Source organism: Micromonospora sp. NPDC018662, from assembly GCF_044391475.1.
Taxonomy (GTDB): domain Bacteria; phylum Actinomycetota; class Actinomycetes; order Mycobacteriales; family Micromonosporaceae; genus Micromonospora.
The window spans coordinates 71,634-96,229 of sequence record NZ_JBISAC010000009.1; the positions used below are offsets into that span (position 1 = coordinate 71,634).

25 protein-coding genes are annotated in these 24,596 nt (G+C 74.0%); 10 read left to right on the plus strand and 15 right to left on the minus strand.

The window, feature by feature from the left end:
* Positions 1–104 precede the first annotated feature (104 nt).
* Together ACH495_RS23740 and uppS are read left to right on the plus strand one after the other, a co-directional pair.
* The gene (locus ACH495_RS23740) at positions 105–1,298 is read left to right on the plus strand and encodes a hypothetical protein (protein WP_396859901.1); all 1,194 of its coding nucleotides are present in this window, start codon (positions 105–107) and stop codon (positions 1,296–1,298) included.
* A gap of 14 nt (positions 1,299–1,312) precedes the next feature.
* Complete coding sequence (gene uppS, locus ACH495_RS23745; protein WP_396859902.1) at positions 1,313–2,059, plus strand: polyprenyl diphosphate synthase; 747 nt, start codon at positions 1,313–1,315, stop codon at positions 2,057–2,059.
* A gap of 147 nt (positions 2,060–2,206) precedes the next feature.
* Here the strand turns inward: uppS and ACH495_RS23750 are convergent, their stop codons facing one another.
* The 5 genes from ACH495_RS23750 to ACH495_RS23770 form a co-directional block, all read right to left on the minus strand.
* Positions 2,207–2,704 carry a GNAT family N-acetyltransferase gene (locus tag ACH495_RS23750; RefSeq protein ID WP_396859903.1) on the minus strand — a complete coding sequence of 166 codons (498 nt, stop codon included), beginning with the start codon at positions 2,702–2,704 and terminating at the stop codon, positions 2,207–2,209.
* An 81-nt stretch (positions 2,705–2,785) separates the two neighbouring features.
* Positions 2,786–4,732, minus strand: a complete 1,947-nt coding sequence (gene dxs, locus ACH495_RS23755; RefSeq protein WP_396859904.1) for a 1-deoxy-D-xylulose-5-phosphate synthase — start codon at positions 4,730–4,732, stop codon at positions 2,786–2,788.
* A gap of 48 nt (positions 4,733–4,780) precedes the next feature.
* Positions 4,781–5,923 carry an anhydro-N-acetylmuramic acid kinase gene (locus ACH495_RS23760; RefSeq protein WP_396859905.1) on the minus strand — a complete coding sequence of 381 codons (1,143 nt, stop codon included), beginning with the start codon at positions 5,921–5,923 and terminating at the stop codon, positions 4,781–4,783.
* 63 nt (positions 5,924–5,986) lie between these two features.
* The gene (locus ACH495_RS23765; protein WP_396859906.1) at positions 5,987–7,225 is read right to left on the minus strand and encodes a class I SAM-dependent RNA methyltransferase; all 1,239 of its coding nucleotides are present in this window, start codon (positions 7,223–7,225) and stop codon (positions 5,987–5,989) included.
* A gap of 116 nt (positions 7,226–7,341) precedes the next feature.
* Positions 7,342–9,390 (minus strand): APC family permease, encoded by a 2,049-nt coding sequence (locus tag ACH495_RS23770; protein WP_396859907.1) that lies wholly within the window; start codon positions 9,388–9,390, stop codon positions 7,342–7,344.
* A 157-nt stretch (positions 9,391–9,547) separates the two neighbouring features.
* Here ACH495_RS23770 and ACH495_RS23775 point away from each other — a divergent pair, with 157 nt between their 5' ends.
* On the plus strand, positions 9,548–10,213 hold the full coding sequence (locus ACH495_RS23775; protein WP_396859908.1) for a potassium channel family protein: 666 nt from the start codon (positions 9,548–9,550) through the stop codon (positions 10,211–10,213).
* A 3-nt stretch (positions 10,214–10,216) separates the two neighbouring features.
* On the plus strand, positions 10,217–10,906 hold the full coding sequence (locus ACH495_RS23780) for a potassium channel family protein (RefSeq protein ID WP_396859909.1): 690 nt from the start codon (positions 10,217–10,219) through the stop codon (positions 10,904–10,906).
* A 22-nt stretch (positions 10,907–10,928) separates the two neighbouring features.
* Here ACH495_RS23780 and ACH495_RS23785 read toward each other — a convergent pair whose 3' ends face one another.
* The 4 genes from ACH495_RS23785 to dut form a co-directional block, all read right to left on the minus strand.
* Positions 10,929–11,609, minus strand: a complete 681-nt coding sequence (locus tag ACH495_RS23785; protein WP_396859910.1) for a DUF3159 domain-containing protein — start codon at positions 11,607–11,609, stop codon at positions 10,929–10,931.
* Positions 11,606–11,986 carry an OB-fold nucleic acid binding domain-containing protein gene (locus ACH495_RS23790; protein WP_396859911.1) on the minus strand — a complete coding sequence of 127 codons (381 nt, stop codon included), beginning with the start codon at positions 11,984–11,986 and terminating at the stop codon, positions 11,606–11,608. The genes ACH495_RS23785 and ACH495_RS23790 overlap by 4 nt, the downstream gene beginning before the upstream one ends.
* Positions 11,987–12,157: 171 nt before the next feature.
* Entirely contained in the window at positions 12,158–12,802 is a 645-nt protein-coding gene (locus ACH495_RS23795; protein ID WP_396859912.1) for a DUF3710 domain-containing protein, read from the minus strand.
* 25 nt (positions 12,803–12,827) lie between these two features.
* The gene (gene dut, locus ACH495_RS23800; protein ID WP_199199859.1) at positions 12,828–13,325 is read right to left on the minus strand and encodes a dUTP diphosphatase; all 498 of its coding nucleotides are present in this window, start codon (positions 13,323–13,325) and stop codon (positions 12,828–12,830) included.
* An 83-nt stretch (positions 13,326–13,408) separates the two neighbouring features.
* Between dut and ACH495_RS23805 the strand changes: the two genes are divergently transcribed.
* Positions 13,409–13,888, plus strand: a complete 480-nt coding sequence (locus tag ACH495_RS23805) for a DUF3093 domain-containing protein (protein ID WP_396859913.1) — start codon at positions 13,409–13,411, stop codon at positions 13,886–13,888.
* Between the two features lie 119 nt (positions 13,889–14,007).
* Here the strand turns inward: ACH495_RS23805 and ACH495_RS23810 are convergent, their stop codons facing one another.
* Together ACH495_RS23810 and ACH495_RS23815 are read right to left on the minus strand one after the other, a co-directional pair.
* On the minus strand, positions 14,008–14,775 hold the full coding sequence (locus ACH495_RS23810; RefSeq protein WP_396860060.1) for a hypothetical protein: 768 nt from the start codon (positions 14,773–14,775) through the stop codon (positions 14,008–14,010).
* Positions 14,776–15,156: 381 nt separating this feature from the next.
* Positions 15,157–15,453: a DUF4193 domain-containing protein gene (locus ACH495_RS23815; protein WP_013284790.1), complete on the minus strand. Its 297-nt coding sequence runs from the start codon at positions 15,451–15,453 to the stop codon at positions 15,157–15,159.
* Between the two features lie 438 nt (positions 15,454–15,891).
* Here ACH495_RS23815 and ACH495_RS23820 point away from each other — a divergent pair, with 438 nt between their 5' ends.
* Positions 15,892–16,407: a LytR C-terminal domain-containing protein gene (locus ACH495_RS23820; protein ID WP_396860061.1), complete on the plus strand. Its 516-nt coding sequence runs from the start codon at positions 15,892–15,894 to the stop codon at positions 16,405–16,407.
* A gap of 97 nt (positions 16,408–16,504) precedes the next feature.
* Here the strand turns inward: ACH495_RS23820 and ACH495_RS23825 are convergent, their stop codons facing one another.
* Entirely contained in the window at positions 16,505–17,326 is an 822-nt protein-coding gene (locus tag ACH495_RS23825) for an inositol monophosphatase family protein (RefSeq protein ID WP_396859914.1), read from the minus strand.
* 284 nt (positions 17,327–17,610) lie between these two features.
* Between ACH495_RS23825 and ACH495_RS23830 the strand changes: the two genes are divergently transcribed.
* Together ACH495_RS23830 and ACH495_RS23835 are read left to right on the plus strand one after the other, a co-directional pair.
* Positions 17,611–19,212: an RNA polymerase sigma factor gene (locus tag ACH495_RS23830; protein ID WP_396859915.1), complete on the plus strand. Its 1,602-nt coding sequence runs from the start codon at positions 17,611–17,613 to the stop codon at positions 19,210–19,212.
* 247 nt (positions 19,213–19,459) lie between these two features.
* Complete coding sequence (locus ACH495_RS23835; protein WP_091070720.1) at positions 19,460–19,693, plus strand: hypothetical protein; 234 nt, start codon at positions 19,460–19,462, stop codon at positions 19,691–19,693.
* A 139-nt stretch (positions 19,694–19,832) separates the two neighbouring features.
* On the opposite strand, the gene ACH495_RS23840 is transcribed toward ACH495_RS23835, so the two are convergent.
* From ACH495_RS23840 to ACH495_RS23850, 3 genes are all read right to left on the minus strand, one after another.
* Positions 19,833–21,566, minus strand: a complete 1,734-nt coding sequence (locus ACH495_RS23840) for a DEAD/DEAH box helicase (RefSeq protein WP_396859916.1) — start codon at positions 21,564–21,566, stop codon at positions 19,833–19,835.
* Between the two features lie 178 nt (positions 21,567–21,744).
* Positions 21,745–22,395, minus strand: a complete 651-nt coding sequence (locus ACH495_RS23845; RefSeq protein ID WP_396859917.1) for a trimeric intracellular cation channel family protein — start codon at positions 22,393–22,395, stop codon at positions 21,745–21,747.
* Between the two features lie 40 nt (positions 22,396–22,435).
* Positions 22,436–22,654 carry a DUF3039 domain-containing protein gene (locus ACH495_RS23850; protein WP_107159174.1) on the minus strand — a complete coding sequence of 73 codons (219 nt, stop codon included), beginning with the start codon at positions 22,652–22,654 and terminating at the stop codon, positions 22,436–22,438.
* 88 nt (positions 22,655–22,742) lie between these two features.
* On the opposite strand from ACH495_RS23850, the gene ACH495_RS23855 reads away from it, so the two are divergent.
* Both ACH495_RS23855 and ACH495_RS23860 read left to right on the plus strand, forming a co-directional pair.
* Positions 22,743–23,663, plus strand: a complete 921-nt coding sequence (locus tag ACH495_RS23855) for a pseudouridine-5'-phosphate glycosidase (protein ID WP_396859918.1) — start codon at positions 22,743–22,745, stop codon at positions 23,661–23,663.
* Positions 23,660–24,556 (plus strand): carbohydrate kinase family protein, encoded by an 897-nt coding sequence (locus ACH495_RS23860; RefSeq protein WP_396859919.1) that lies wholly within the window; start codon positions 23,660–23,662, stop codon positions 24,554–24,556. The genes ACH495_RS23855 and ACH495_RS23860 overlap by 4 nt, the downstream gene beginning before the upstream one ends.
* Positions 24,557–24,596 lie beyond the last annotated feature (40 nt).

The following is a 24,596-nucleotide window of genomic DNA, read 5'->3' on the forward strand; positions in this document are numbered from 1 at the left end:
TTCCGCGACGTTCACCGGGCCGAAAGGGTGAGGCGGGCGCGGCCGGGCGACCGGACGTCTCGTACCATGTGGGCTTCCGACCGACGACCGGCGAGGGGATCAGGGTGCTTTCAGCCCGCCGAAACGCGGTGACGGGCGCCGCGCTGGCAGCGTTGGCGCTGGCCACAGCCGGTTGCGGGCCGGTGACCGAGCGCCAGCCGGCGGCCCTGCGGGTCGGCTACGACAGCCTGGACGGCACGCTCGCGGTCTGGCCACCACGCGGCAGCCTGGCCCGGGACGCCGCCGCCACCGCCGCGATCACCGCTGCGGTGCGTGACTGGCGCTCGCCGGTCGACGACCGGGCGCACCTGCCCTCCTCCGGCATCCTCTTCTCGGGCGAGGTCGCCGGCGTCCCGCTGGCCCTGGTCGCCGCCGACGTGCCCGGCGAGTCCGCGTCCTGGCTGCTGCAACTCGACCGGGACGGGCAGCGGTGGCGGGTGGCGCACGCCACCGAGTACACCGAGCCCGGCTACCTGGTCTACTCCGACGTGCTGCCGGTGCGGGCGCCCACCGGCCGCCGCTATCTCACCTCCGCCCGGGTCGAACGCCTGCTCGGCCCGGACGGCCGGACGGTGGCCGGCACCGACGGCGTCACCGAACCGGTCGCGGTGCCGGCCTGCGGGGCCGTCGAGCTGACCGCGACGCTGCGACCCACGCCGTCGCTGCCGCGCGGCCGGGCCGCGGACCGCGTCCTCGACCTGGGTACGGCCACCGAAGCGCCCCGCTATCCGCTGGTACGCGACGAGACCGGCGCCGGCAGGCGTGCCCTGACCGGCCTGGACACCTGCGCGCTGGCCGGGGAGCGGGGCCCGTTCGGCAGCCTGCCGCGCCGCCTCGGCGACCGCGAGGCGCCCCGCTCCACGCCCGAGTCCTGGCCGATGGCGAAGATCGCCACGCGCTCGCTGGGCGAGGTGGCACTCGGCGGCGGGGAGCCGGGTGACCTGGAGCAGCTCAGCTGGGAGAGTCCGAGCGGGACGATGACCGCGGTGCTCTACCGCCCGGCCGGCGGCGGCACCCCGGTGGTCTCCCCCGCCGACCGGTCCACCACGCTCCAGGCGTACCCCCTGCCGGTGCCCGGCCAGCCGCTCGCGGTGCTCACCTGGCGCACCCGCGACGCCTCGTTCGCCGCGCCTCCCGGCACCACCCGCCTGGTCGACCGCCCCGGCCTGGTCGTCGTCGAGCAGACCGACGCCAGGCAGACGTTCAGCCTGGCCGGCACCGAGAAGACCTGGTACCGATCCCTCTCCACCCCCCGCTGACCATGCTGACCCAGATGATCCGCCGACTCCACGCCCGCCGACTGCGGGCGGGTCTCGTCGACGCCGCACTGCCCCGGCACGTGGCGATGGTGATGGACGGCAACCGCCGGTGGGCCCGACAGATGGGCTTCGACGACCCGTCGGTGGGCCACCGGTACGGCGCGGCCCACCTGCACGAGGTGGCCGGCTGGTGCGCCGAGCTGGGGATCCGCCAGATCACCCTGTTCGTCGCGTCCGTCGACAACGTGCGCAAGCGCGACTCCGCCGAGGTGGCGCACCTGATGCGGCTGGTCGAGGAGGTGATCGCCGAGCCACTGCTCCGCCCGGCCAGCCCGTGGCGGCTGCACGTGGCCGGCCGTACCGACGTCCTGCCCGACTCGACCCGCCACGCGCTGAAGCTGGCCGAGGACGCCACCCGCGACCGGGACGGCGGCTTCCACCTGACCGTCGCGATCGGCTACGACGGCCGGGTGGAGATCACCGACGCGGTCCGGAACCTCCTGCACGAGGCCGCGGAGGACGGCGCCACGCTCCGCGACGTGGCCGACCGCCTCACCGAGGAGGCCATCGGCGCGCACCTCTACACCGGCGACCGGCCGCATCCCGACCTGGTCATCCGCACCAGCGGGGAGCGGCGGATGTCCGGCTTCCTGCTCTGGCAGGCCGTCCACTCGGAACTGTACTTCTGCGACGTCTACTGGCCCGGCTTCCGCAGGCTCGACTTCCTCCGAGCCCTCCGCACCTACACCACCCGCCGCTGACCCGCTGATCGACGGCACCCGGAGCGCTCCGCGCGCCGATCTTGGAGTTATGGCGGTTCCGTTATCGGGGCCAACTAGGACATTCCTGGGTGCCGCAAGTCCAAGATCGGCGGAGGGCACGGCTCGGCGGAGGGCACGGCGGGTGGGTCAGGGGTGGGTCAAGCGCATGCCCAGGTAGGGGGTGTTGGCGGGGCCGGGGCGGGAGGTGCCGTCGGGGTGCCAGCCGTGGCGGGTGTAGAAGGCGCGGGCTCGGGCGTTGCGCTCCCACACCTCCAGGACGCCCCGGGCCAGCGCCTCGGTCTCGAGATGGCGCAGGAACAGGCCGTGCAGCGTGCTACCGATGCCCCGGCCCCAGCAGTCCGGGTCGACGTGGATCTGGTAGAGCTGGGCGGCGTCCGCCTCGGGCTTGTGCAGCGGCCCCATGGCCACCAGGCCGACCAGGTGACCGTCCACGGTGACGCAGGCGACGCGCTTGTTCGGCGCGTTGATCGCGGCTGTCCAGCCGTCGCGCTGTTCGCGCGCCAGGGCCGGGTTGACGATCTGCTCGGCGGGCAGCCCACCGGCGTCGTAGTAGGCGACCCGGGCCCGGGTGTGCAGGTCGATGATGGCGTCCAGATCGGCCACGGTGGCCGCACGAATGTCCACAGCGCGTTCCTCCGGCGTGATGGGACAGCACACGGGCGGCCCCAAGAGGAGAGCGGGACCGCCCGAGCGCCGTGACCGGGATCAGTTCTGCGCGGTGGCCCCGTCGGTGGCCGGGTCGACCGGCGCGGCGTCCAGGCCGGAGATCCAGCCGGTGACGTCGCGCGCCACGTCCTGCGCGGTCAGCCCCAGGTCGGCCAGGATCTGCGCGCGGGTGCCGTGCGGGTGCCAGTCGGCCGGTACGCCGAGGTCGCGGACCGGCACGCGGACGTCGGCGTCCCGCATCGCCTGGGCCAGCGCGGAGCCGACGCCGCCGACCCGGACGCCGTCCTCGACGGTGACGACGAGGCGGTGCGCGGCGGCCAGCTCGACCAGCTCGGCCGGGACCGGGCGGACCCAGCGCGGGTCGACCACTGTGACGCCGTAGCCCTGCTCGGCGACCCGGGACGCGACCTCCATGCCGAGCCCGGCGAACGAGCCGACCGCGACCAGCAGCACGTCGGTACGCGCCGACTCGGCCAGCACGTCGACCGGGCCGACCCGACGCACGGCCGGGAGGTCGGCGGCGACGGTGCCGGTCGGGAAGCGCAGGATGGTCGGGCCGTCGTCGACGGCGATCGCCTCGCGCAGCTCCTCGCGCAGCGTGACCGAGTCGCGGGGCGCGGCGATGCGCAGGCCGGGCACCACCCCGAAGACCGACATGTCCCAGATGCCGTAGTGGCTGGGCCCGTCCGGGCCGGTGATGCCGGCCCGGTCCAGCACGAACGTGACCGGCAGCTTGTGCATCGCCACGTCCAGCAGGACCTGGTCGAACGCGCGGTTGAGGAACGTGGCGTAGACCGCCACCACCGGGTGCAGGCCGCCCATGGCCAGGCCGGCGGCGGACGTGGCGGCGTGCTGCTCCGCGATGCCCACGTCGTAGACCCGCTCCGGGTACTTGCGGGCCAGCGCGGCGATGCCGGTGGGCTCCGCCATGGCGGCGGTGATGCCGACCACGTCGGGGCGCTCGTCGGCGATGGTCACCAGCTCGTTGGCGAAGACGTGGGTCCACTTCACCGACGGCGCGGCGACGAGCTGCCCGGTCTCCACGTCGAAGGCGCCGCCGGGGCCGTGCAGGCAGTCCGCCTCGTCGTCCTCGGCCGGACGGTAGCCGTAGCCCTTGCGGGTGACCGCGTGCACGATCACCGGGCCGCCGAAGTTCTTCGCCGCGCGCAGCGCCGCCTCGACCGCCGGCACGTCGTGACCGTCGACCGGGCCGACGTACTTGATGCCGAGGTCCTCGAACATGGCCTGCGGGGCGACCGCGTCCTTGATGCCCTTCTTGACCGCGTGCAGCACCTCGTACATCGGCTTGCCGACGAACGGCGTGTTGCCGAGCGCGTCCTTGACGGTGTCGAGCACCTTCTCGTAGCCGGGGTTGAGCCGCAGCGACGACAGGTGGTCGGCGAGACCGCCGATGGTCGGCGAGTAGGACCGGCCGTTGTCGTTGACCACGATGATCAGCGGGTTGCCGGCGGTGGCGATGTTGTTCAGCGCCTCCCAGCACATGCCGCCGGTGAGCGCGCCGTCGCCGACCACTGCCACCACGGACCGCTTCTCGCCGCGCAGCGCGTACGCCTTCGCCAGGCCGTCGGCGTACGACAGGGCGGTGGAGGCGTGCGAGTTCTCGATCAGGTCGTGCTCGCTCTCCGCCTGGCTGGGGTAGCCGGAGAGGCCACCGCGCTGGCGGAGCTTGTCGAAGCCCTCCTGCCGGCCGGTGAGGATCTTGTGTACGTACGCCTGGTGGCCGGTGTCGAAGAGGAGCCGGTCGCGCGGGGAGTCGAACACCCGGTGCATGGCCAGCGTGAGCTCGACGACGCCGAGGTTGGGGCCGATGTGCCCGCCGGTGCGGGAGACCTTGGCGATCAGAAAGTCACGGATCTCGGCGCCGAGGATGTCCAGCTGCTCGGCGGTCATCCGCTTCACGTCCTGCGGGCCACGGACGGCGCCCAGCAGTCGACCGTGGTTGGCCGTGCCCTCTTCAACACTCATGACCGGAGAGTCTATCGGCCGTGGCACAGTCCGCAGCCGAGCCGTGGCTCAGGACGCCACCTCCAGCCGGCGCGGCGGCACCGGGGTCGGGGCCCCGAACGCCGGCCCGGCCGGGGTCCAGGAGCCGAGCACCGCGGCCCGGGTCGCGCCGGTCACCGACGGCACCGCGCCGGGCAGCCCGTGCCAGCTCAGCCAGCCCAGCAGCGCGAACGCGTACGCCTCCTTGGCCTGGGCCGGCACGCCCAGTTCGTCGGTGGTCCGCAGCCGCCAGCGGCCGGCTCCGAGCGCGGCCAGCCGTGCCCGAAGTGTGGGATTACGCACTCCCCCGCCGGCGGCCACCACCTCGGTGACCCGGTGCCGGTCGCAGGCGTCCGCGACGGTGCGGGCGGTCAGCTCGGTGAGCGTGGCCAGCACGTCGTCGGCGGCCACCGGCTCGCCCAGCGCGGCCAGCGCGGCGTCCAGGTAGCCGCCGTGGAACAACTCCTTGCCTGTCGACCTGGGCGGCGGCGCGGCGTAGTACGGCTCGGCGAGCAGCCGGGCCAGCAGCGCCCCGTGCACCCGCCCGGCCGCGGCCCGCGCCCCGTCGACGTCGCACGGCCGGCCCAGGAAGCGCCGGGCGGCGGCGTCCAGCAGCGCGTTGGCCGGGCCCACGTCGTACCCGAGGACCGGCGCCCCGGGCGCGACCACGGTGAGGTTCGCGATCCCGCCGAGGTTCAACGCCGCCCTGGGCCCGGCGGCGGCGTCGAGCAGCAGCGCGTCGAACGCCGGGACCAGCGGCGCGCCCTGCCCGCCGGCCGCGACGTCCGCCGAGCGCAGGTCGTGCAGCACCGGTACGCCGACCCGCGCGGCCACCCGGGCCGGCGCGCCGAGCTGGAGCGTGCCGCGCACCCGGCCGTCGTCGACCCAGTGGAAGACGGTCTGCCCGTGCGACACGACCGCGTCGACGGTGCCCCCGGCCAGCTCCACGCCGACGGCCGCCGCCTCGGCGAACACCTCGCCGAGCCGGTTGTCGAGCCGACAGACCGCCTCGACGGTGGTGGCGGCCGGCGGCAGCAGCGCCTCGATCTGCGCCCGCAGCTCGTCCGGGTACGCCAGCTCGCGGTGCCCGAGCGGCCGCAGCCGCAGCGTGTCCCCGTCGAGGGTGAACTCCCCCGCGGCGACGTCCACCCCGTCGTACGACGTCCCCGACATCAACCCGACGATGCGCAAGGAAGGGCCCCCTTTTAACGGATCCGGTAGAGGAAGGGCCCCCGCTTAACGCGCCGGGGGCAGGAACAGGCCGACCAGCTCGACGTGCTGGGTCATCGGGAACAGGTCGAACCCGCGCAGCGCGGCCAGCCGCCAGCCCGCCTCGGCGAACGTGCGCACGTCCCGGGCGAAGGCGGCCGGGTCGCAGGCCACGTACGCGACCGCGCGCGGCTCGGCGGCCACCACGCCGCGCACCACCGCCGCACCCGCGCCGGAGCGCGGCGGGTCGAGCACCACCAGGTCGACCGGGCCGGTGATCCGGCGTCGGGCCAGCGCGGTCTCCACCCGGGCCGCGACCACCTCGACGGCGGGCAGGTCGGCCAGGTTCGTCCGGGCCGCGGCCACCCCGTCCGGGGCCGACTCGACCACTGTCACCCGGGCCCCGTCGACCCGGCCGGCCAGCGCGGCGGCGAACAGGCCGGCCCCGCCGTACAGGTCCCAGGCGGACTCGCCGGGTCGCGGGTCGAGCAGGTCGAGCACGGCGCCGACCAGCGCGTCCGCCGCCGCCGGGTGCACCTGCCAGAAGCCGGACGCGGGCAGCGTGAACGACCGCCCGGCCGCCGTCTCCCGGACCCGCTCCGGCCCGCGCACGGCGGTGGCGACCCCGTCGGCGTACGCGACCACGGCGACGTCCCCGCCGGTGCTCGCGACCGTCTCCACCGCGTCGGCGTCCGGCCACCGGGCCCCGCTGGGCGGGAGCACCGGCAGCTCCTGGATCGCCGGGTGGGCGATCAGGCAGCGGTCGATCGGCACCACCTCGTGCGAGCGGTGCTTGAGCAGCCCGGCCCGGCCGGCGGCGTCGACCGCGTAGCGGACCCGGGAACGCCAGCCCAGCGGCCCGCCGGGCAGCGCCTCGACCCGGACGCCGAGCGCGTCCACCTGCGCGTCGGTGAGCCGGCCCAGCCGGGTGAGCTGCTCGCGCACCACGGCGACCTTCCAGTCGAGCTGGGCGGCCGGGGCGACGTGCTGGAGGTCGCAGCCGCCGCACGCGCCCGGCCGGGCGTACGGGCAGGGCGGGGTGACCCGGTCCGGCGAGGCGTCGAGGACCTGCACCGCGTCGGCGCGGGCGAAGCCCCGGTGCAGCTCGGTCACCTCGGCGACCACCCGCTCGCCGGGCAGCGCGTGCCGGACGAAGACCACCTGGCCGCCGACCCGGGCCACGCAGTGCCCGCCCGGGGCGACCGCGTCGACTGTCAGCTCGACCCGCTCGGCCTCCTCCAGCCCGGGGCGTTCCGGCGCGGTCACGGCATCATCTTTCGTTCGCGACTGCGGGGCTCGCAAAACCGGCTCACTCCTCGCGCTCACGGCATCATCTTTCGTTCGCGACTGCGGGGCTCGCAAAACCGGCTCACTCCTCGCGCTCACGGCCGGCCGCCCGGCTCGTCGGAGGGCGTGGCGCTGACCGGCGGCGGCAGGGTGCTCTGCGGCGCGACCCGGGGGCCACGCGCGGGGCCGCGGCTCAGCGTGGCGTCCAGGCGGTCCAGGTTCTTGCTGGCGGTGGACGCGAGCTGCCAGGGCACGCTGGTCACCATCACGCCCGGTTCGAACAGCAGCCGGCCCTTGAGCCGCAGCGCGCTCTGGTTGTGCAGCAGGTTCTCCCACCAGCGCCCCACCACGTACTCGGGGATGAAGACGGTGACCACGTCGCGGGGCGACTCGCGGCGGACCGAGGCGACGAAGTTGAGGATCGGCCGGGTGATCTCCCGGTACGGGGAGTCGATCACGGTCAGCGGCACCGGCAGCTCCCGCCGTTCCCAGTCGGCCTGGAGGGCCCGGGTGTCCTTCTCGTCCACGTTGACGGTCACCGCGGTCAGCGTGTCGGGCCGGGTCGCGCGGGCGTACGCGACGGCCCGCAGCGTGGGCTGGTGCAGCTTGCTGACCAGCACGATGGCGTGGTTGCGGGCCGGCAGCACGGCCCGCTGCTCGGTCGGCTCCAGCTCCGCGGCGACCCGGTCGTAGTGGCGGCGGATGCCCAGCATGACCACGTACATCACGGCCATCGCGACGATCGCGATCCACGCGCCGAGCAGGAACTTGGTGACCAGCACGATGACCAGCACCACGCCGGTCATGGCCATGCCGAACGCGTTGATCGCGCGGGAGCGGACCATCCGCCGCCGGGCCTCCGGGTCGCGCTCGTTGCGCAGGTGCCGGTTCCAGTGCCGGATCATGCCGAGCTGGGACAGCGTGAACGAGACGAACACGCCGACGATGTAGAGCTGGATGAGCCGGGTCACCTCGGCCTGGAAGCCGACGATCAGCACCACCGCGAAGACGGCGAGGAAGACGATGCCGTTGGAGAACGCCAGCCGGTCGCCCCGGGTGTGCAGCTGGCGCGGCAGGTAGCGGTCCTGCGCCAGGATCGAGCCGAGCACCGGGAAGCCGTTGAACGCGGTGTTCGCGGCCAGGAACAGGATCAGCGCGGTCATCCCGGCGACCACGTAGAGCAGCACCGAGCCGCCGCCGAACACGGTCTCGCCGAGCTGGGTGGTGACCGTCTTCTGCACGTATCCGTCGGGGCCGGAGACGATCTGGCTCGGGCTCTCGACGAACTGGAGGCCGGTCCGGCGCGCCAGCGCGATGATGCCGACCAGCATGGCGACCGCGATGCCGCCGAGCAGCAGCAGCGTGGTCGCCGCGTTCTTCGACTTGGGCGACTTGAACGCCGGTACGCCGTTGGAGATCGCCTCCACGCCGGTGAGCGCCGCGCAGCCGGAGGAGAACGTGCGCAGCAGCAGGAAGATCAGCGCGAACCCGGTGACGCTGTGCTCGGCGCGGATCTCCAGGCCGGCGCTGGGCGCGCGCAGGTCGTCGCCGAGCACGAAGATCCGCACGAACCCGGTCAGCAGCATGCCGACGATGACGATGACGAAGCCGTAGGTGGGGATGGCGAACGCGGTGCCCGACTCGCGCAGGCCGCGCAGGTTGATCGCGGTGAGCAGGACCACCGCGCTGACCGCGATGAGCACCTTGTGGGTGGCCACGAACGGCACCACCGAGCCGAGGTTCGCCACCCCGGAGGAGACCGACACCGCGACCGTCAGCACGTAGTCGACGAGCAGCGCGCTGGCCACCGCGAGACCGGCCCGCGGGCCCAGGTTGACGGTGGCGACCTCGTAGTCGCCGCCGCCGGACGGGTAGGCGTGCACGTTCTGGCGGTAGCTCGCCACCACGGTGAGCATCACCACGACGACGGCGAGGGCGATCCACGGCGAGAAGAAGAACGCGGAGGCGCCGGCGATGGAGAGCGTCAGCAGGATCTCGTCCGGCGCGTACGCCACGCTGGAGAGCGCGTCCGAGGCGAACACCGGCAACGCGATGCGCTTCGGCAGCAGGGTGTGCTGGAGGCGGTCGGACCGGAACGGTCGACCGAGGAGGAGTCGCTTCAGCAGCGAGGTGGGGCTGGCCACAACCGACAAGCGTACGGCCATCCCGCGCGGGACGGTGGGGTGGCTGATCACTGTCGCGCGCGCCCACGCGGTACCGTCGGTGCCCCGCCGGGGGCGGGGACGTGGCAGGCTCGCAGACGACGGGTCGACGGGCGGCACCGTGGGAGGAGCGGACACCGTGCATGTCGTGATCATGGGTTGCGGCCGGGTCGGGTCGACCCTGGCGCACAGCCTGGAGTCCCGGGGCCACTCGGTGGCGGTGATCGACCAGGACGCGGACGCGTTCCGCCGGCTCGGGCCCGACTTCGCCGGCATCACGGTCACCGGCGCCGGCTTCGACGGCGAGGTGCTGCGCGAGGCCGGCATCGAGCGGGCCGACGCGTTCGCCGCGGTCTCCAGCGGCGACAACTCCAACATCATCTCGGCCCGGTTGGCCCGGGAGACGTTCGGCGTGTCCCGGGTGGCGGCCCGGATCTACGACCAGCGCCGCGCCCAGGTCTACGAGCGCCTCGGCATCCCGACCGTGGCGACCGTCCGGTGGACGGCCGACCGGATGCTGCGCCACCTGGTCCCCGAGGGCAACGTGGAGATCTTCCGCGACCTGACCAGCACGGTGTCGATCGTCGAGGTGCCGGTGCACAAGGACTGGATCGGCCGGCCGCTGCGGCAGCTCGAGGAGTCCGCCGGCGCCCGGGTGGCCTACCTGACCCGCTTCGGGATCGGCACGCTGCCCACCGCCTCCTCCGTGGTGCAGGAGGGCGACCAGGTCTTCATGCTGGTGACCGACGACATCGTCGCAGCGGTCACGTCGGTGGCGGCGGCGCCGCCGGAAGGGGGGCACTGAGTCATGCGGATCGCCATCGCCGGCGCCGGCAACGTGGGCCGCTCGATCGCCCAGGAACTGATCGACAACGGCCACCAGGTGATGCTGATCGAGCGGCAGCCCAAGATGCTGCGGCCCGACCGGGTGCCGACCGCCGACTGGGTGCTCGCCGACGCGTGTGAGCTGGCCAGCCTGGAGGAGGCCAACGTGGCCGGCTGCGACGTGGTGGTCGCGGCCACCGGCGACGACAAGGTCAACCTGGTGGTCTCGCTGCTGGCCAAGACCGAGTTCGCGGTGCCCCGGGTGGTGGCCCGGGTCAACCGGGCGGAGAACGAGTGGCTGTTCACCGAGCAGTGGGGGGTGGACGTCGCGGTCAGCAAGCCGCGGGTGATGGCAGCGCTGGTCGAGGAGGCGGTGACCGTCGGCGACCTGGTCCGGCTGATGACGTTCCGGCAGGGCGAGGCGAACCTGGTCGAGATCACGCTGCCGCCGACCGCGCCCTACGTGGGGCAGCCGATCCACGCGGTGCCGATCCCCCGGGACGCGGCGCTGGTGGCGATCCTGCGCGGCAAGCGGGTGCTGGTGCCCACCCCGGACGACCCGATCGAGGCCGGCGACGAGCTGGTGTTCGTGTGCACCGCCGAGGTGGAGGACGAGGTGCGCGCCGTGATCCTCGGTCCGGAGAGCACCGGACGGTACCGCGAGCGGTCCTGAGACGACCCGCCGGCCGGCGGGCTCAGGCCCCCGGCAGCGGGGTCGCGGTGCCCTCCCGGGTGACCCGGCGCACCACCCAGACCGTGATCAGCAGCAGCAGCGCGTACGGCGGGTAGCCCAGGGCGAGCCGGGCCACGCCGAGCGCGGTGTCCTGGTGGGCCAGGTAGAGCCCGGCCTGCACGCCGACCTTGGCCAGCCACACCACGCCCCAGAGCACGGTGAGCTGGGTGAACGTGCGCACCAGCCGCGGGTCGTCGCGCCACTCGGAGCGGCCCTTGGCGACCAGCACCGACCAGATCCAGCCGACGATCGGCTGCCGGATCACCGCGGAGAGCAGCAGCGCCACGCCGTAGCCGATGCCGAAGAGGATGCCGGGCAGATAGAAGTCGCGCGCGTCGCCGCTGCGCAGGGCGAACAACGCGCCGACCCCGATGCCGAACAACCCGTTCAGCGCGTGCCGCACCGGTTTGCGCTGCGCCAGCCGCATCGCGGCGATCAGCAGCGCCACCGCGATCGAGGCGATCAGCGCCGGGCGCAGCTCGCCCACCACGTTGGCGATCACGAAGACCACCACCGGGATGCTCGACTCGACCAGGCCGCGCCAGCCGCCGAGCTGGTCGGCCATCTGCTCGGCGATGCTGGGCAGCCGCTCCTCGTCCTGCGGGTCCAGGCCCGACGGGGTGTGCTGCTGTCCGGTCGTCACTTCGGCGGCTCCAGCTCGTAGTACGGGTTGTAGATCACCTTGCGGTCGTCCCGCACGGCCACCCGGCCGCGGGCGGTGAGATGCCGGCCCGGCTCGATCCCCGCGATGTGCCGCCGGCCCAGCCAGACCAGCGTGACCACGTCGTTGCCGTCGTAGAGGTCGGCCTCCAGCGTGGGCAGGTTGGTGCGCGGCGTGTAGACCACGGTGCGCAGCCGCCCGGCCACCGAGACCACCTGGCCGCGGTTGCACTGGGACGTCGGGGTGCCACCGGACTGGGCGCTCTCCCGGCGCAGCTCCTGCGCCTCGATCTCGGCCTCGCTCGCGGTGAACCGTTGCAGCAGCCGCCGCAGCGACACCCGGCCCTGGTCGGTCGTCATGACCTCCGCGTCACCCTCTCCGCACCGGGGTCCCGCGGATGGCGGAACCGTCCCGCCAGCGTACGCCGATTCCCCCGGCCGGCGGGACCGGCGGCTCGCCGGGTACGGACACGCGGCGGGCCCGGCACGGTCGGCTCGGGGCCGACCGGACCGGGCCCGGCACGGTGTGGCTCAGACCTCCTGCGGGCCGGCGGCCTGCTGCTCGGCGGCCTGCTGCTCGGCCACCTCGCGCGGCAGTCGCAGCGGCAGCGGCTCGCGGACCGGCTTGGCCTCATGGCCGCGGTCCACCACCAGGCCGTCCAGGCAGGCCGCGAGCGGGCCGGCGGCGGCCGGGTCGGTGGCCGCCTGGCCCTGGAAGACGCCCCGCACCATCCAGCGCGGCCCGTCGATGCCGATGAACCGCAGGTCGGTCACGCCGTCCGGGGTGCGCACCCGGGCCCGCAGCTCGGTGCCGCGCTCCCCCTCGACCTCCTGGGCGGCGGCGCCGTCGTTGAACAGCGAGGTGCGGATCTCCTCGCGCACCTCGTCCCAGATGCCCTCCGAGCGGGGCGCGGCGAACACGCCGAGCTGCAACGCGTTCTGCCCGTGCACCAGCACCACCTGCTGGATCACGCCCTGCGGGTCGGCCTGCACCCGCACCTCCACGTCCGGCACCGCCGGGATCTGGAGGCTGCCCAGGTCGAGACGGGGCGCCTCGGGCGCCTCGCTGACGTCGTAGGGGCCGCGAGCCGGCGCCGCCGGGGTCTCCTCGGCGTCGAGGACCCCGTTGTCACGCGCCTGCCGCGCCTCGTCGGCCCGCTTCCGGGAGAAGATCACTGCGCCCACCCTCCGCTGTTCGCACTCACCCTGCCACCTCTTCGCTCTGCCCGCCGCCCGGAGCCGGAACCAGCCCGGCGTGCCCGCCGGTGGACCCGTGCCCGCCGGTACCGCGCCGGGACCCGGGCAGCTCGGCCACCGGCCGGAACTCGGCCCGGGCGACCCGCTGGACCACCAGTTGCGCGATCCGGTCGCCCCGGCTGATCCGCGCCGGCGTGTCCCGATCATGGTTGATCAGGTTGACCAGGATCTCACCCCGGTAGCCGGCGTCGACCGTACCGGGCGCGTTGAGCACCGTCACGCCGAGCCTGGCGGCCAGCCCCGACCGGGGGTGGACCAGCCCGACGTACCCCTCCGGCAGCGCCACCGCCACGCCGGTGGGCACCAGCGCCCGCCCGCCGGGCGGCAGCTCCACGTCCGCGGCGGCCACCAGGTCCGCGCCGGCGTCGCCGGGATGGGCGTACGCCGGCAGCGGCAGCTCCGGGTCGAGCCGCCGTACGGGCACGGGTACGACATCTGTCACGGTCATCCTCTTCCGTCCGGTCCTCGGGGTGCCCCTGCCATCCTGCCGGTTGGCCGGCCCGCCGCGCGCCGTACCCTCGCAGTGTGCGTCAGTCGTCATCCCCGGCCACCCTCGCGCCGTACGCGGAGCGCCTCGGGCTGCCCTGGTGGGCCTGGCCCGTCGGGCTGGCCGTGGCCGGGCTGCTCGCCGCCGAGCTGTGGCTGGGCGCGACCGGGCTCCGGGCCTGGCTGCCGTTCGTGCTGCTGCTCCCCGGCACGGTCGCCGCCCTATGGTGGCTGGGCCGGATCCGGGTCGAGGTCCGCGACGGCGAGCTGCGGGTCGACGACGCCCACCTCCCGGTGCGTCACGTCGCGGACGCGGTGCCGCTGGACGCGGCCGGCCGGCGCGAGGTGCTCGGCGTCGGCGCCGATCCGCTCGCGTTCGTGGTGCAGCGCCCGTGGATCGGCGGCGCCGTCCAGGTGGTGCTGGACGACCCGGCGGACCCCACCCCGTTCTGGGTGGTCAGCACCCGGCACCCGGTCGACCTGGCGACCGCCCTGCTGTCTGCCCGCGACACCCCCTGACCCCCCCGACCCTCTCGGCGTGATCAAGGAGTTTGTGTCGGAGTCGATCTCCGCAATGACGCAAACTCCTTGATCGTCCATCCCGCCGCGCGCGGTCGGACCGGCCGGTGGGTCCGGCGTCAGGTCGGCTTGCCGGGCAGGCCGCGGGCGGTGTGCCGGAGGTCCTTGCGGAGCTGCTCGCCGAGCGCGCGGGTGGCCCGCCGGTTGAGGTAGCCGGCCACCGCGGCCCCGGTCAGGAACGGCCCGAGCGTGGTGAGGTTGCGGCCGAAGCGACGCAGCAGGCTGTCCCGCAGTTCCCGACGCGCGGCGGTGCCCAGCACGGCGCTCACCCCGACGCCGGGCATCATCGGGTTGATCCCCCGCTGGCCGGCCCAGGACTGCACCAGCGCCACGGCGCGCGCGGTGCCACCGGTGGGCAGCGGCATCCGGTGAAGTTCGTGCAGCTCCCCGATCAGCTTCAACTCGATCGCCACCACGGCGACCGTCTCGGCGGCCAGCAGGACCGGTGCGGAGAGCAGGGTGGGCGTGACCGCCCACTCGACCGCGGCGACCCCGCCGCCGGCCGCGCCGACCCCGGCGGTGGCCCGGGACGCGTTGCGGACCAGCCGGTCGGCGAGCGCGTCGTCGTCCAGGCCGGGGAAGTGCCGGCGCAGCGTGGCCAGGTCACGGATCGGCACGTGCGGCGCGACCTCGGCGACGGTGTCCGTCATCCAGCGCAGCGCCGCCTTGGGCTTGAACAGGTCGGTGAGGCCGCGCGCCCGGGCCTGGCCGACCAGCCGCACCAGCAGTTGCCGGCGGCGGGCCGGGGCGATGTCGTCGGCGGTGAGGGCGGCGACCGTGGCGCCCAGCTCCTCGCCGGTCCCGCCGGCCGGACCCGTCGACGCCAGGTCGACGGTGTCGTCGTCCGGGCGTGCCGGGGCGGCGGACGTGTCCAGGCGTGCCAGGTCGACGGTGTGGTCCGCACGATCACGGTCGGTGGTCGTGTCCGCGCGCGCCAGGTCGACGGTGTCGGCCGGGTCGGTGGTCGACCCGGCGGGGGACGTCGCGTCCGGAGTCCGGGCGGTGGACGGTTTCGGTCCCGTCTCCGGGACCCGCGTCCGGTCGGTGTCGCCGGCCCGCTCGCTGCGCTCGCTCACCCGTCCGCCCTCCTGCTCCGCGCGGCGTGGCAGCCGCCCGTACGAGTCAAGCAGCTTCCGGCCACCGGCGCACGGCGGCTCGAACAGCGGCGGCCCCGTCGAGGAGGCCGCCGCCGGTGTCCCGGCTCGGGATCAGACGCACTCGCGGCAGATCAGGTCGCCGTTGCGCTCGACCGCCAACTGGCTGCGGTGGTGCACCAGGAAGCAGCGCGCGCACCGGAACTCGTCCTGCTGCATCGGGAGCACCTTGACCGTGAGCTCCTCGTCGGCCAGGTCGGCGCCGGGCAGCTCGAAGCTCTCGGCCACTTCGGCCTCGTCGACGTCCACGGCGCCCGACTGTGAGTCGACCCGCCGGGCCTTGAGCTCCTCGAGGCTGTCCTCGCCGAGGTCGACCTCGTCGCGACGCGGGGCGTCGTAGTCGGTGGCCATCGGTTTCACTCTCCAATATCGATATGGTCGCTGCCGGTTGTAACGCCGGACGACGCCGTTTCGGTTCCCCTGGCCGGCCACCATCTGTGTCGGGCACCCGACCCGACGACCGGTGGGCCGGGTTCGCCGGAGCGGAACCCTCCGGCGAGCGCGGAACCTTACCCCCCCTTTGGGCGAGGCATGTATACCGCCCTCGCGGGAGAGATGTACGCCCCTGCGCCCGAAGTTGTTCCCAATGTGACTCAGGCGACACGAAGATAGGGGTAGTCCTACCCGTTCCCCCAGTGCCGCGCCGGCATGTCGGACTGTTTCCACGCGGGAGCCGGACAAGGGTTAACCTCAGCGGCGTACTCCGACGGCCGACAGACGCGGCCCGACCGCGGCGGCCGCCGCCACCCAATCACTGTCCGGGGAGCGCCCAGGATGAGTTTTGCGCGAGTGCGGGCACTCGTTGTCGTCGGACTGCTGGCGGTCATCGCCCTGGTCTTCGTGGTCGTCGCCGTGGTGCGCGACAGTCAGGGCACGGCCGGCACGGCCGCCGACTGCCCGGACGGCTGGCCGCTGGTCGACCTGCGACTACGCGAGCAGAAAGACGTGAAGATCAACGTCTACAACGCCACCGATGAGTCCGGCCGGGCCGGCGGCGTGGCGGACGACTTCCGCAACCGTAAGTTCCAGGTCAAGAAGGTCGGCAACGAGTCGAAGGAGGTCGACGGCGTGGCGGTGCTGCGCTTCGGCCCCAAGGGCGTCGGCTCGGCCCACCTGCTGCGGGCCTACTTCCTCAACAACGCCGAACGGGTGTTCCAGCCGGACCGCAAGGACGACACCGTCGACGTGGTCCTCGGCAACGGGTTCCAGCAGCTGGCCACCACCACCGAGGTGAACCAGTCGCTTGGCGACCTGGGCGCTCCCGAGGCACCGCCCGAGACGTGCCCGATGCCGGTCGAGAAGTGACCGGCGGGCCGGTCCTCCGGCCCGCCGACGACGCAGGGCGGTCTCCGCGGTCCGGGAGGCCGCCCGCGTCGCGTACCCGCCGGAGCCGGATGGCCGGTCACGGGCCGCCGTCGGCGTCCAGGTCGACGAGCCGGGTGTGCAGCGGGCCGTGCAGCGCCGGCGGCGCGGCGAGCACCAGGTCCGGCCCGGCCGGCCGGCCGGACAACCCGGTCACCAGCAGCCCGGCCTCCCGGGCGACCAGGCCGCCCGCGGCGAGGTCCCAGGCGGCCAGCCCCTTCTCGTAGTAGGCGTCCACCCGCCCCTCGGCGGCCAGGCAGAGGTCGAGCGCGGCCGCGCCCATCCGGCGGATGTCCCGCACGTGCGGGATCAGCTCGGCGACCACCCGCGCCTGGTGCGCGCGGCGGCCGGCGTCGTACCCGAACCCGGTGGCGACCAGCGCCTGCCCGAGGTCGGCCTCGGCGGAGCAGCGCAGCCGCCGGCCGTCCCGCCAGGCGCCGCCACCGGCGGTCGCGGTCCACTCCTCGCCGGTGAACACGTTGCGCACCACCCCGGCGACGACCTCGCCGGCCACCTCGGCGGCGAGCGAGACCGCGCAGTAGGGGAGCCCGTAGAGGTAGTTGACGGTGCCGTCGATGGGATCGACGATCCAGCGCACCCCGTCCGGCACGGCCGGGGCGGTCCCACCCGCGCCGTACTCCTCCCCCAGCACCGCGTCGCCGGGCCGCCGGTCCCGCAGCGCGGCCAGCACCTGCCGTTCCACCGCCCGGTCGGCGGCGGTGACCACGTCGGTCGCGGTGCTCTTGGTCGCCGCCACCGAGACGCCCTCGGCGCGCATCCGGTGCGCGGTGGCCGCGGCGTCCCGGGCCACCTCGACGGCGATGGCGAGCAGTTCCCGCGGCGGGGGCGCCGAGGCGATCATGTTTGTCCCCTTCCCGCACGACCGGGACCGGCCCGGCCGCACGTGAGTATCATCCTTACAAAGTCCACATCTGCACCGATTCGGCGGTCCCGGCCCGCCGGTACGCCGTGCTGCGCAGGATGATCGCGACAGACGGCGTTACAATTCACCCTGCCCACGCGCCACGGACCGCCAACGACCGGACGGACCGGGACACGGGGGTCCCTCAAAGACTCGCCCGGCACGGCCTCGTGCTGCGCCGGACGACCCGGCCGTGCTCGCTCTTCGCCTCCGGAAGGTCATTCGTGACAGAACCCCGCCAGACCGGCGCCGACGTTCGCTCGCTCACCGACACCCTGATCGCCCACGCGCAGAGCGCTGGCGGTCAGCTCACGTCGGCCCAGCTCGCGCGCACCGTCGAGTCCGCTGAGGTGACCCCGGCCCAGGCCAAGAAGATCCTCCGCGCGCTCTCCGAGGCGGGCGTGACGGTCGTGGTGGACGGCTCCGCGAGCACCCGGCGCCGGGTCGCCGCAGCCCGGTCCGCCACTCCGGCCTCCCGGGCAACCACCGCCAAGACCACCAAGAAGGCGGTCGCGCCCGCCCCGAAGCAGGCGCCCGCCGCCGAGGAGTCCCCCGCTCCGGCGCCACGGAAGGCGACGGCCCGCAAGGCCACCGGCACCACCGCCGAGGTGGCCGGCAAGGCCGCCATCCCGGCGAAGGCCACCAAGGCGACCCGGGCCACCAAGGCCACCGTGGCCGCCAAGACGGCCGCGGCGAAGCCGGCGAAGGCCGGCGAGGGCGCCGAGGGCGAGGTCGACCCGGAGGAGTTGGCCGCCGAGATCGAGGACGTGGTGGTCGAGGAGCCGGCCGAGCTGGCCCAAGCCGCCGAGGCCGACGCGGCGAGCTCCGCCACCGACAACGACTTCGAGTGGGACGACGAGGAGTCCGAGGCGCTCAAGCAGGCGCGCCGGGATGCCGAGCTGACCGCCTCCGCCGACTCGGTCCGGGCCTACCTCAAGCAGATCGGCAAGGTGCCGCTGCTCAACGCCGAGCAGGAGGTCGAGCTCGCCAAGCGGATCGAGGCCGGCCTCTACGCCGCCGAGCGGCTGCGCGCCGCCGACGAGGGCGAGGAGAAGCTGGTCCGCGATCTGCAGCGCGACCTGATGTGGATCTCCCGGGACGGCGAGCGGGCCAAGAACCACCTGCTGGAGGCGAACCTCCGGCTGGTGGTCTCGCTGGCCAAGCGCTACACCGGGCGCGGCATGGCCTTCCTCGACCTGATCCAGGAGGGCAACCTCGGCCTCATCCGCGCCGTCGAGAAGTTCGACTACACCAAGGGCTACAAGTTCTCCACGTACGCCACCTGGTGGATCCGCCAGGCGATCACCCGCGCCATGGCCGACCAGGCCCGCACCATCCGCATCCCGGTGCACATGGTCGAGGTGATCAACAAGCTCGGCCGGATCCAGCGCGAGCTGCTCCAGGACCTGGGCCGCGAGCCCACCCCGGAGGAGCTGGCCAAGGAGATGGACATCACACCGGAGAAGGTGCTGGAGATCCAGCAGTACGCCCGGGAGCCCATCTCGCTCGACCAGACCATCGGTGACGAGGGCGACAGCCAGCTCGGCGACTTCATCGAGGACTCCGAGGCCGTCGTGGCGGTCGACGCGGTGTCGTTCTCGCTGCTGCAGGACCAGCTCCAGCAGGTCCTCCAGACGTTGTCCGAGCGTGAGGCGGGCGTGGTGCGCCTGCGCTTCGGCCTCACCGACGGCCAGCCGCGCACCCTGGACGAGATCGGCCAGGTGTACGGCGTGACCCGGGAGCGCATCCGGCAGATCGAGTCCAAGACCATGTCCAAGTTGCGGCACCCCTCGCGTTCCCAGGTGCTCCGCGACTACCTGGACTGACCGCGCACGTCAACCAGTCGTGTCGGTTTGATCACCAACCGTAGAACACTGATCGTTGATCAGTCGGTTGCCTGTTTGTGATCGTTGACGTGGCACCCTTGGTGCACGGCACACTGTCTTCCACGCCAGGTGTGACCTCGGTCCCCCGCGGGCACACAGGGAAGGCAGGGCCCGAGATGGGTGTTGCAGGATAGGTGAGCAACGACCGACGAGTGTGTTCATCGGTGACGACCAGAGGAGGAAGGCGATGACCCCGACCCTCACGCCGCCGCCCGAGACGGTGAGCCCCCCGGCCGCCGATGAACGGTGCGACCGCTGTAATGCTGCCGGCAAGCTCCGGATCACCCTCTCGGGTGGGAGTGAGCTGGTGTTCTGTGGGCACCACGCGAACAAGTACGCGGAGGATCTCGTGAAGATCACCGTGCGGTACGCGACGGACCCGGAGTTCAGTTGGCGCGGCACCGATCTCATGGCGAACTGAGTCCGACAGACAATCCGCAACTCGACATAACCGGCCGGAGCCGCCCACCTGGGCGTCTCCGGTCGGTTTTTTCGGCACGCCGAGCGCGTGTTAACAGGGGGCCCCGCCTCTACCGGAGGCGTTAAGAAGGGCCCCCTCCTTACAAGCTCTGCACGGTGGCGATGCGCTCCTCGAGCTGCTCGATGGTCGCCTGGGCGCTGGGCGGGCCGCCACAGAGCCGGCGCAGCTCGGCGTGGATCTTGCCGTGCGGCTGGCCGGTGCGATGGTGCCGGGCGGCCACCAGAGCGTTCAGTTGCCGCCGTAGGGCCACGCGGCGCTGGGCCGCACTCATCGGCGGGGGTGCCGCCACCGGGGCCGCAGCGGCCGGCTCAGCGGCCCGCTGGGCCGCCCGGCGCTTCTGCGCGGCGAGCTGGTCGGCCTGCCGCTTGGTCAGCAGCAGCGAGACCTGGTCGGCGGTGAGCAGGCCGGGGAGGCCGAGGTATTCCTCCTCCTCCGGTGTGCCGGCCTGGGCGGCGGTGCCGAACGACGCGCCGTCGAAGATCACCTGGTCCAGTTCGGCGGTGGCGGAGAGCGCCGCGAACCGCTTCTCCAGCTCGCCGCTGGCCCCGTCGTCGCGCTGGGCGCGCTCCAACAGGTCGTCGTCGAAGCCGTCGGAGTCCTTGGGCTTGCCGAGCACGTGGTCCCGCTCGATCTCCATCTCGCTGGCCAGCCCGAGCAGGTGCGGCACGCTGGGCAGGAACACCGAGGCGGTCTCGCCCGGGCGGCGGGCCCGGACGAACCGGCCGATCGCCTGCGCGAAGTAGAGCGCGGTGCTGGCGCTTGTCGCGTACACACCGACGGCCAGCCGGGGGATGTCCACGCCCTCGGACACCATCCGCACCGCGACCAGCCAACGCTGCTCGGAGGCGGCGAACGTCGCGATCCGCGCGGACGCGCCCTGGTCGTCGGAGAGCACCACGACGGCCTTCTCGCCGGTCACCTGCTCCAGCAGCTTGGCGTACGCGCGCGCGACCTGCTGGTCGGTGGCGATGACCAGGCCGCCCGCGTCGGGCATGCCGTTGGCGCGCAGCGTGCTCAGTCGGGCGTCGGCGGCGCGCAGCACCTGCGGCATCCAGTCGCCGGCCGGGTCCAGCGCGGTCCGCCACGCCTGCGCGATCAGGTCCTGCGTCATCGGCTCGCCCAGCCGGGCGGCCAACTCGTCGCCGGCGTTGGTGCGCCACCGGGTCTCCCCGGAGTAGGCCAGGAACAGCACCGGCCGGACCACGCCGTCGCGCAGCGCGTCGGCGTAGCCGTAGACCGAGTCGGCGCGGGAACGCAGCAGCCCGTCCCCACCGCGCTCGTAGCTGACGAACGGGATCGGGTTGTCGTCGGAACGGAACGGCGTGCCGGTGAGCATCAGCCGGCGTACCGCGGGCTCGAACGCCGCCTTGACGCCGTCGCCCCAGGTGCGGGCGTCGCCGGCGTGGTGGATCTCGTCCAGGATGACCAGCGTCCGCCGGGTCATGGTGCGCCGCCGGTGCACCTGGGGCGCCATGCCGACCTGGGCGTACGTGATCACCGCGCCGTGGAAGTCGGCGGCGGAGTGCAGGTCGGCGTTGCGGAACGCGGCGTCGAGCTGGATGCCGACCCGGGCCGCGGCCTGCGCCCACTGGGTCTTCAGGTGCTCGGTCGGCGCGACCACGGTGACCGCCTCGACGGTGCCGTCGGCGAGCAGCTCGGCGGCGATCCGCAGGGCGAAGGTGGTCTTTCCGGCGCCGGGGGTGGCGACCGCGGTGAAGTCCTCGGCCCGGCGGCGCAGGTATTCCACCATCGCCTTGCGTTGCCAGGCGCGCAGGGGTGGGAACGTGTCGAGCGCCGGCAACCGCGGTGGCACGGGTAGCTCCTCTCCGCCGCGGACGGCGACGGGCCCGACCGGGGCCACGGGGGCCGCCGCCCATGAAAACGCCCTCGCGCATCGGTGCCGCGAAGGCGGACTCAGCATAACCAGCGGGGCCGTTCCGCCCCACCCGACGCCACGCTGGTCACATCCGCCCACCCCGGGGCGGGACGGTTCAGGGCAGTGGTCCCCGGGCGCCGGTGCGGGGCGGGCGCGTCGTCGGCACCGGGGCGGACCAGCGTCGGCGCAGCGAGATCAGGCGCAGCCCGAAGACGAAGAGCGCGGCGCCGGTCAGCGGCGCGGCGGTGGCGTGTCCGTACGTCGCCAGCAGCGCCACCACGATCGAGCCGGCGAGCGCGGCCACCGCGTAGATCTCCCGGCGCAGCACCACCGGGATCTCGCCGGTGAGCAGGTCCCGGCCCAGCCCGCCGCCGATCGCGGTGAGCATGCCGATCATGCAGGCGCCGACGGCGGGCACGTGCGCGTCGAGCGCCTTGAGGGTGCCGGTGACGGTGAACAGGGCCAGCCCGGCGGCGTCCAGCACGAGCACGGTGGTGCGCAGCCGGGCGAGCTGCGGGTGCAGCCGGAACACGGCGGCGGCGGTGACGGCCGCGGTGACCGCGTACCGCCAGTCGGCGAACGCCAGCGGGGGCACCTCGTCGATGACCAGGTCGCGGAAGATGCCACCGCCGAGGGCGGCGACCACGCCGACGAAGACCACCCCGAACAGGTCGAGCCGTTTGGCCACCGCGGCGGAGGCGCCGGAGGCGGCGAAGACCGCCACGCCGGTGAGGTCGGCGAGGAGCAGGGCGGTGGAGGTGGTCACCGGCGCAGGTTACGGGGGCGGGCGGCGGAGCCGCCCGCGATCACTCGCCCCAGGACTCGTAGATCTCCTTGCACTTCGGGCAGACCGGGGACCCGGGCTTGGCGGCCTTGGTCACCGGGAAGGTCTCCCCGCACAGCGCGATGACGTACGTGCCCATGACCGCGCTCTCGGCGATCTTGTCCTTGCGCACGTAGTGGAACATCTCGGGGCCGGTGTCGGCCTCCTTCTGCTCCGGGCGCTCGAGAATCTCAGTGCTCACGTCCCCACCTCCGGCTTCCCAGTTTTGCAGGCCGGCCGGGTCGGGTCCACCACGGCCCCTCCGGCGGGCGGCCCGTACCGTAACGGAAGTGACCAACTTTCGCATCAGTCTCGGTGGTGAGGTGGCCGACGCCCTGCGCGCCGGGCGTCCCGTCGTGGCGCTGGAGAGCACCATCGTCTCGCACGGCCTCCCCCGGCCGGACAACCTTCGTGTGGCGCGGCAGATCGAGCAGGCGGTCCGGGACGCGGGCGCGGTGCCGGCCACCATCGGCATGGTCGCCGGCGAGCTGCGGGTCGGGCTGGACGACGCCCAGCTCACCCGGCTCGCCACTGTCGACGGGGTGAGCAAGCTCTCGGTCCGCGACCTGGCGCCGGCGGCGGCGACCGGCGCGGACGGCGCGACCACGGTGGCGGCCACCAGCGCGGTGGCGGCGGCGGCCGGGATCGGCGTGTTCGCCACCGGCGGGCTGGGCGGGGTGCACCGGGAGGCGGCGCAGACGTTCGACGAGTCGGCGGACCTGGTCACGCTGGCCCGCACCCCGATCGCGGTGGTCTGCGCCGGGGTGAAGTCGATCCTGGACGTGGGCGCCACCCTGGAACGGCTGGAGACGCTGGGGGTGGGTGTGGTGGGCTACCGCACCCGCCGGTTCCCCGGGTTCTACCTCACCGACGCCGGCTTCGACCTGGACTGGTCGGTGGACTCGCCGGAACGGGTGGCCGACGTGCTGGCCGCCCGCGCCGCGCACGGCGTGCACCACGGCGGGCTGATCGTGGCCAATCCGCTGCCGGCCGACGAGCAGCTCGACCCGGCGCTGCACGACCGCACGCTCACCGACGGCCTGGCCGCGTTGGCTCGCGAGGGGATCACCGGCAAGGCGGTGACCCCGTTCCTGCTGGCCCACTTCCACGCCGCCACCGAGGGCGCCAGCCTGGCGGTGAACGTCCGGATCATCCTGCGCAACGCCGACCTGGCGGCGCGCATCGCGGTCGCCGCCGCTGGCACGGCATGAGCGGGGCGCCCCGCATCGTCGTGGTCGGCGACGTGATCACGGACGTGGTCGCGATGCTGTCCGGTCCGCTCGCGACCGGCTCGGACACCGCGGCCGGGATCCGGTTCAGCGGCGGCGGGCAGGCGGCCAACACCGCGGCCTGGCTCGCCGGCCAGGGCGCGGCCGTGACGCTGGTGGCCGCCGTGGGCGACGACGAGACCGGCCGGGACCGGGTCGCCGAGCTGACCCGGATCGGGGTGGACTGCGCGGTGGAGCGGCACGAGGGCTATCCGACCGGCACGGTGATCGTGCTCACCCATGCCGGGGAGCGCACCATGGTGAGCCAGCGCGGCGCGAACCTGCGGCTGACCGCCCGGCACGTCGACGCCGCCGTCGCGGCGGCACCCGACGCCGGGCACCTGCACCTGTCCGCGTACACCCTGTTGGACGTCGGGTCGCGCGGCGCGGGCCTGCGCGCGTTGGCCGTCGCCCGCGAGCGCGGGCTGACGGTCAGCGTCGACGCGGCCTCCGCGGCGCCGTTGCGGCGCGTCGGCGGGTCGTTCCTGACCTGGGTACGCGATGTCGATCTGCTGCTGGTCAACACGGACGAGGCGACGGTGCTGGCCGGTGGCCTGGACCCGGCGGCGCAGGCGCGGGCGCTGACCTCGGTGGCGCACCGGGTGGTGGTGAAGCGCGGCGCGGCCGGCGCGGTCTGGGTGGAGCGCGGCGGTCGGGTGGAGACCGCGCCGGCGCCCGGGGTGGCCGTGGTGGACGTCACCGGCGCGGGGGACGCGTTCGCGGCCGGACTGCTCACCGCCTGGCTGGCCGGGGCCGACCCCCGGGCGGCGCTGGCCCGGGCCGGCGACCTCGGCGCCCTGGCCGTGACCACGGTCGGCGCGCGGCCGGGCGCGTGACGGTCGGCCGGGCGCGTGACGGTCGGCCGGGCGGGCGGCG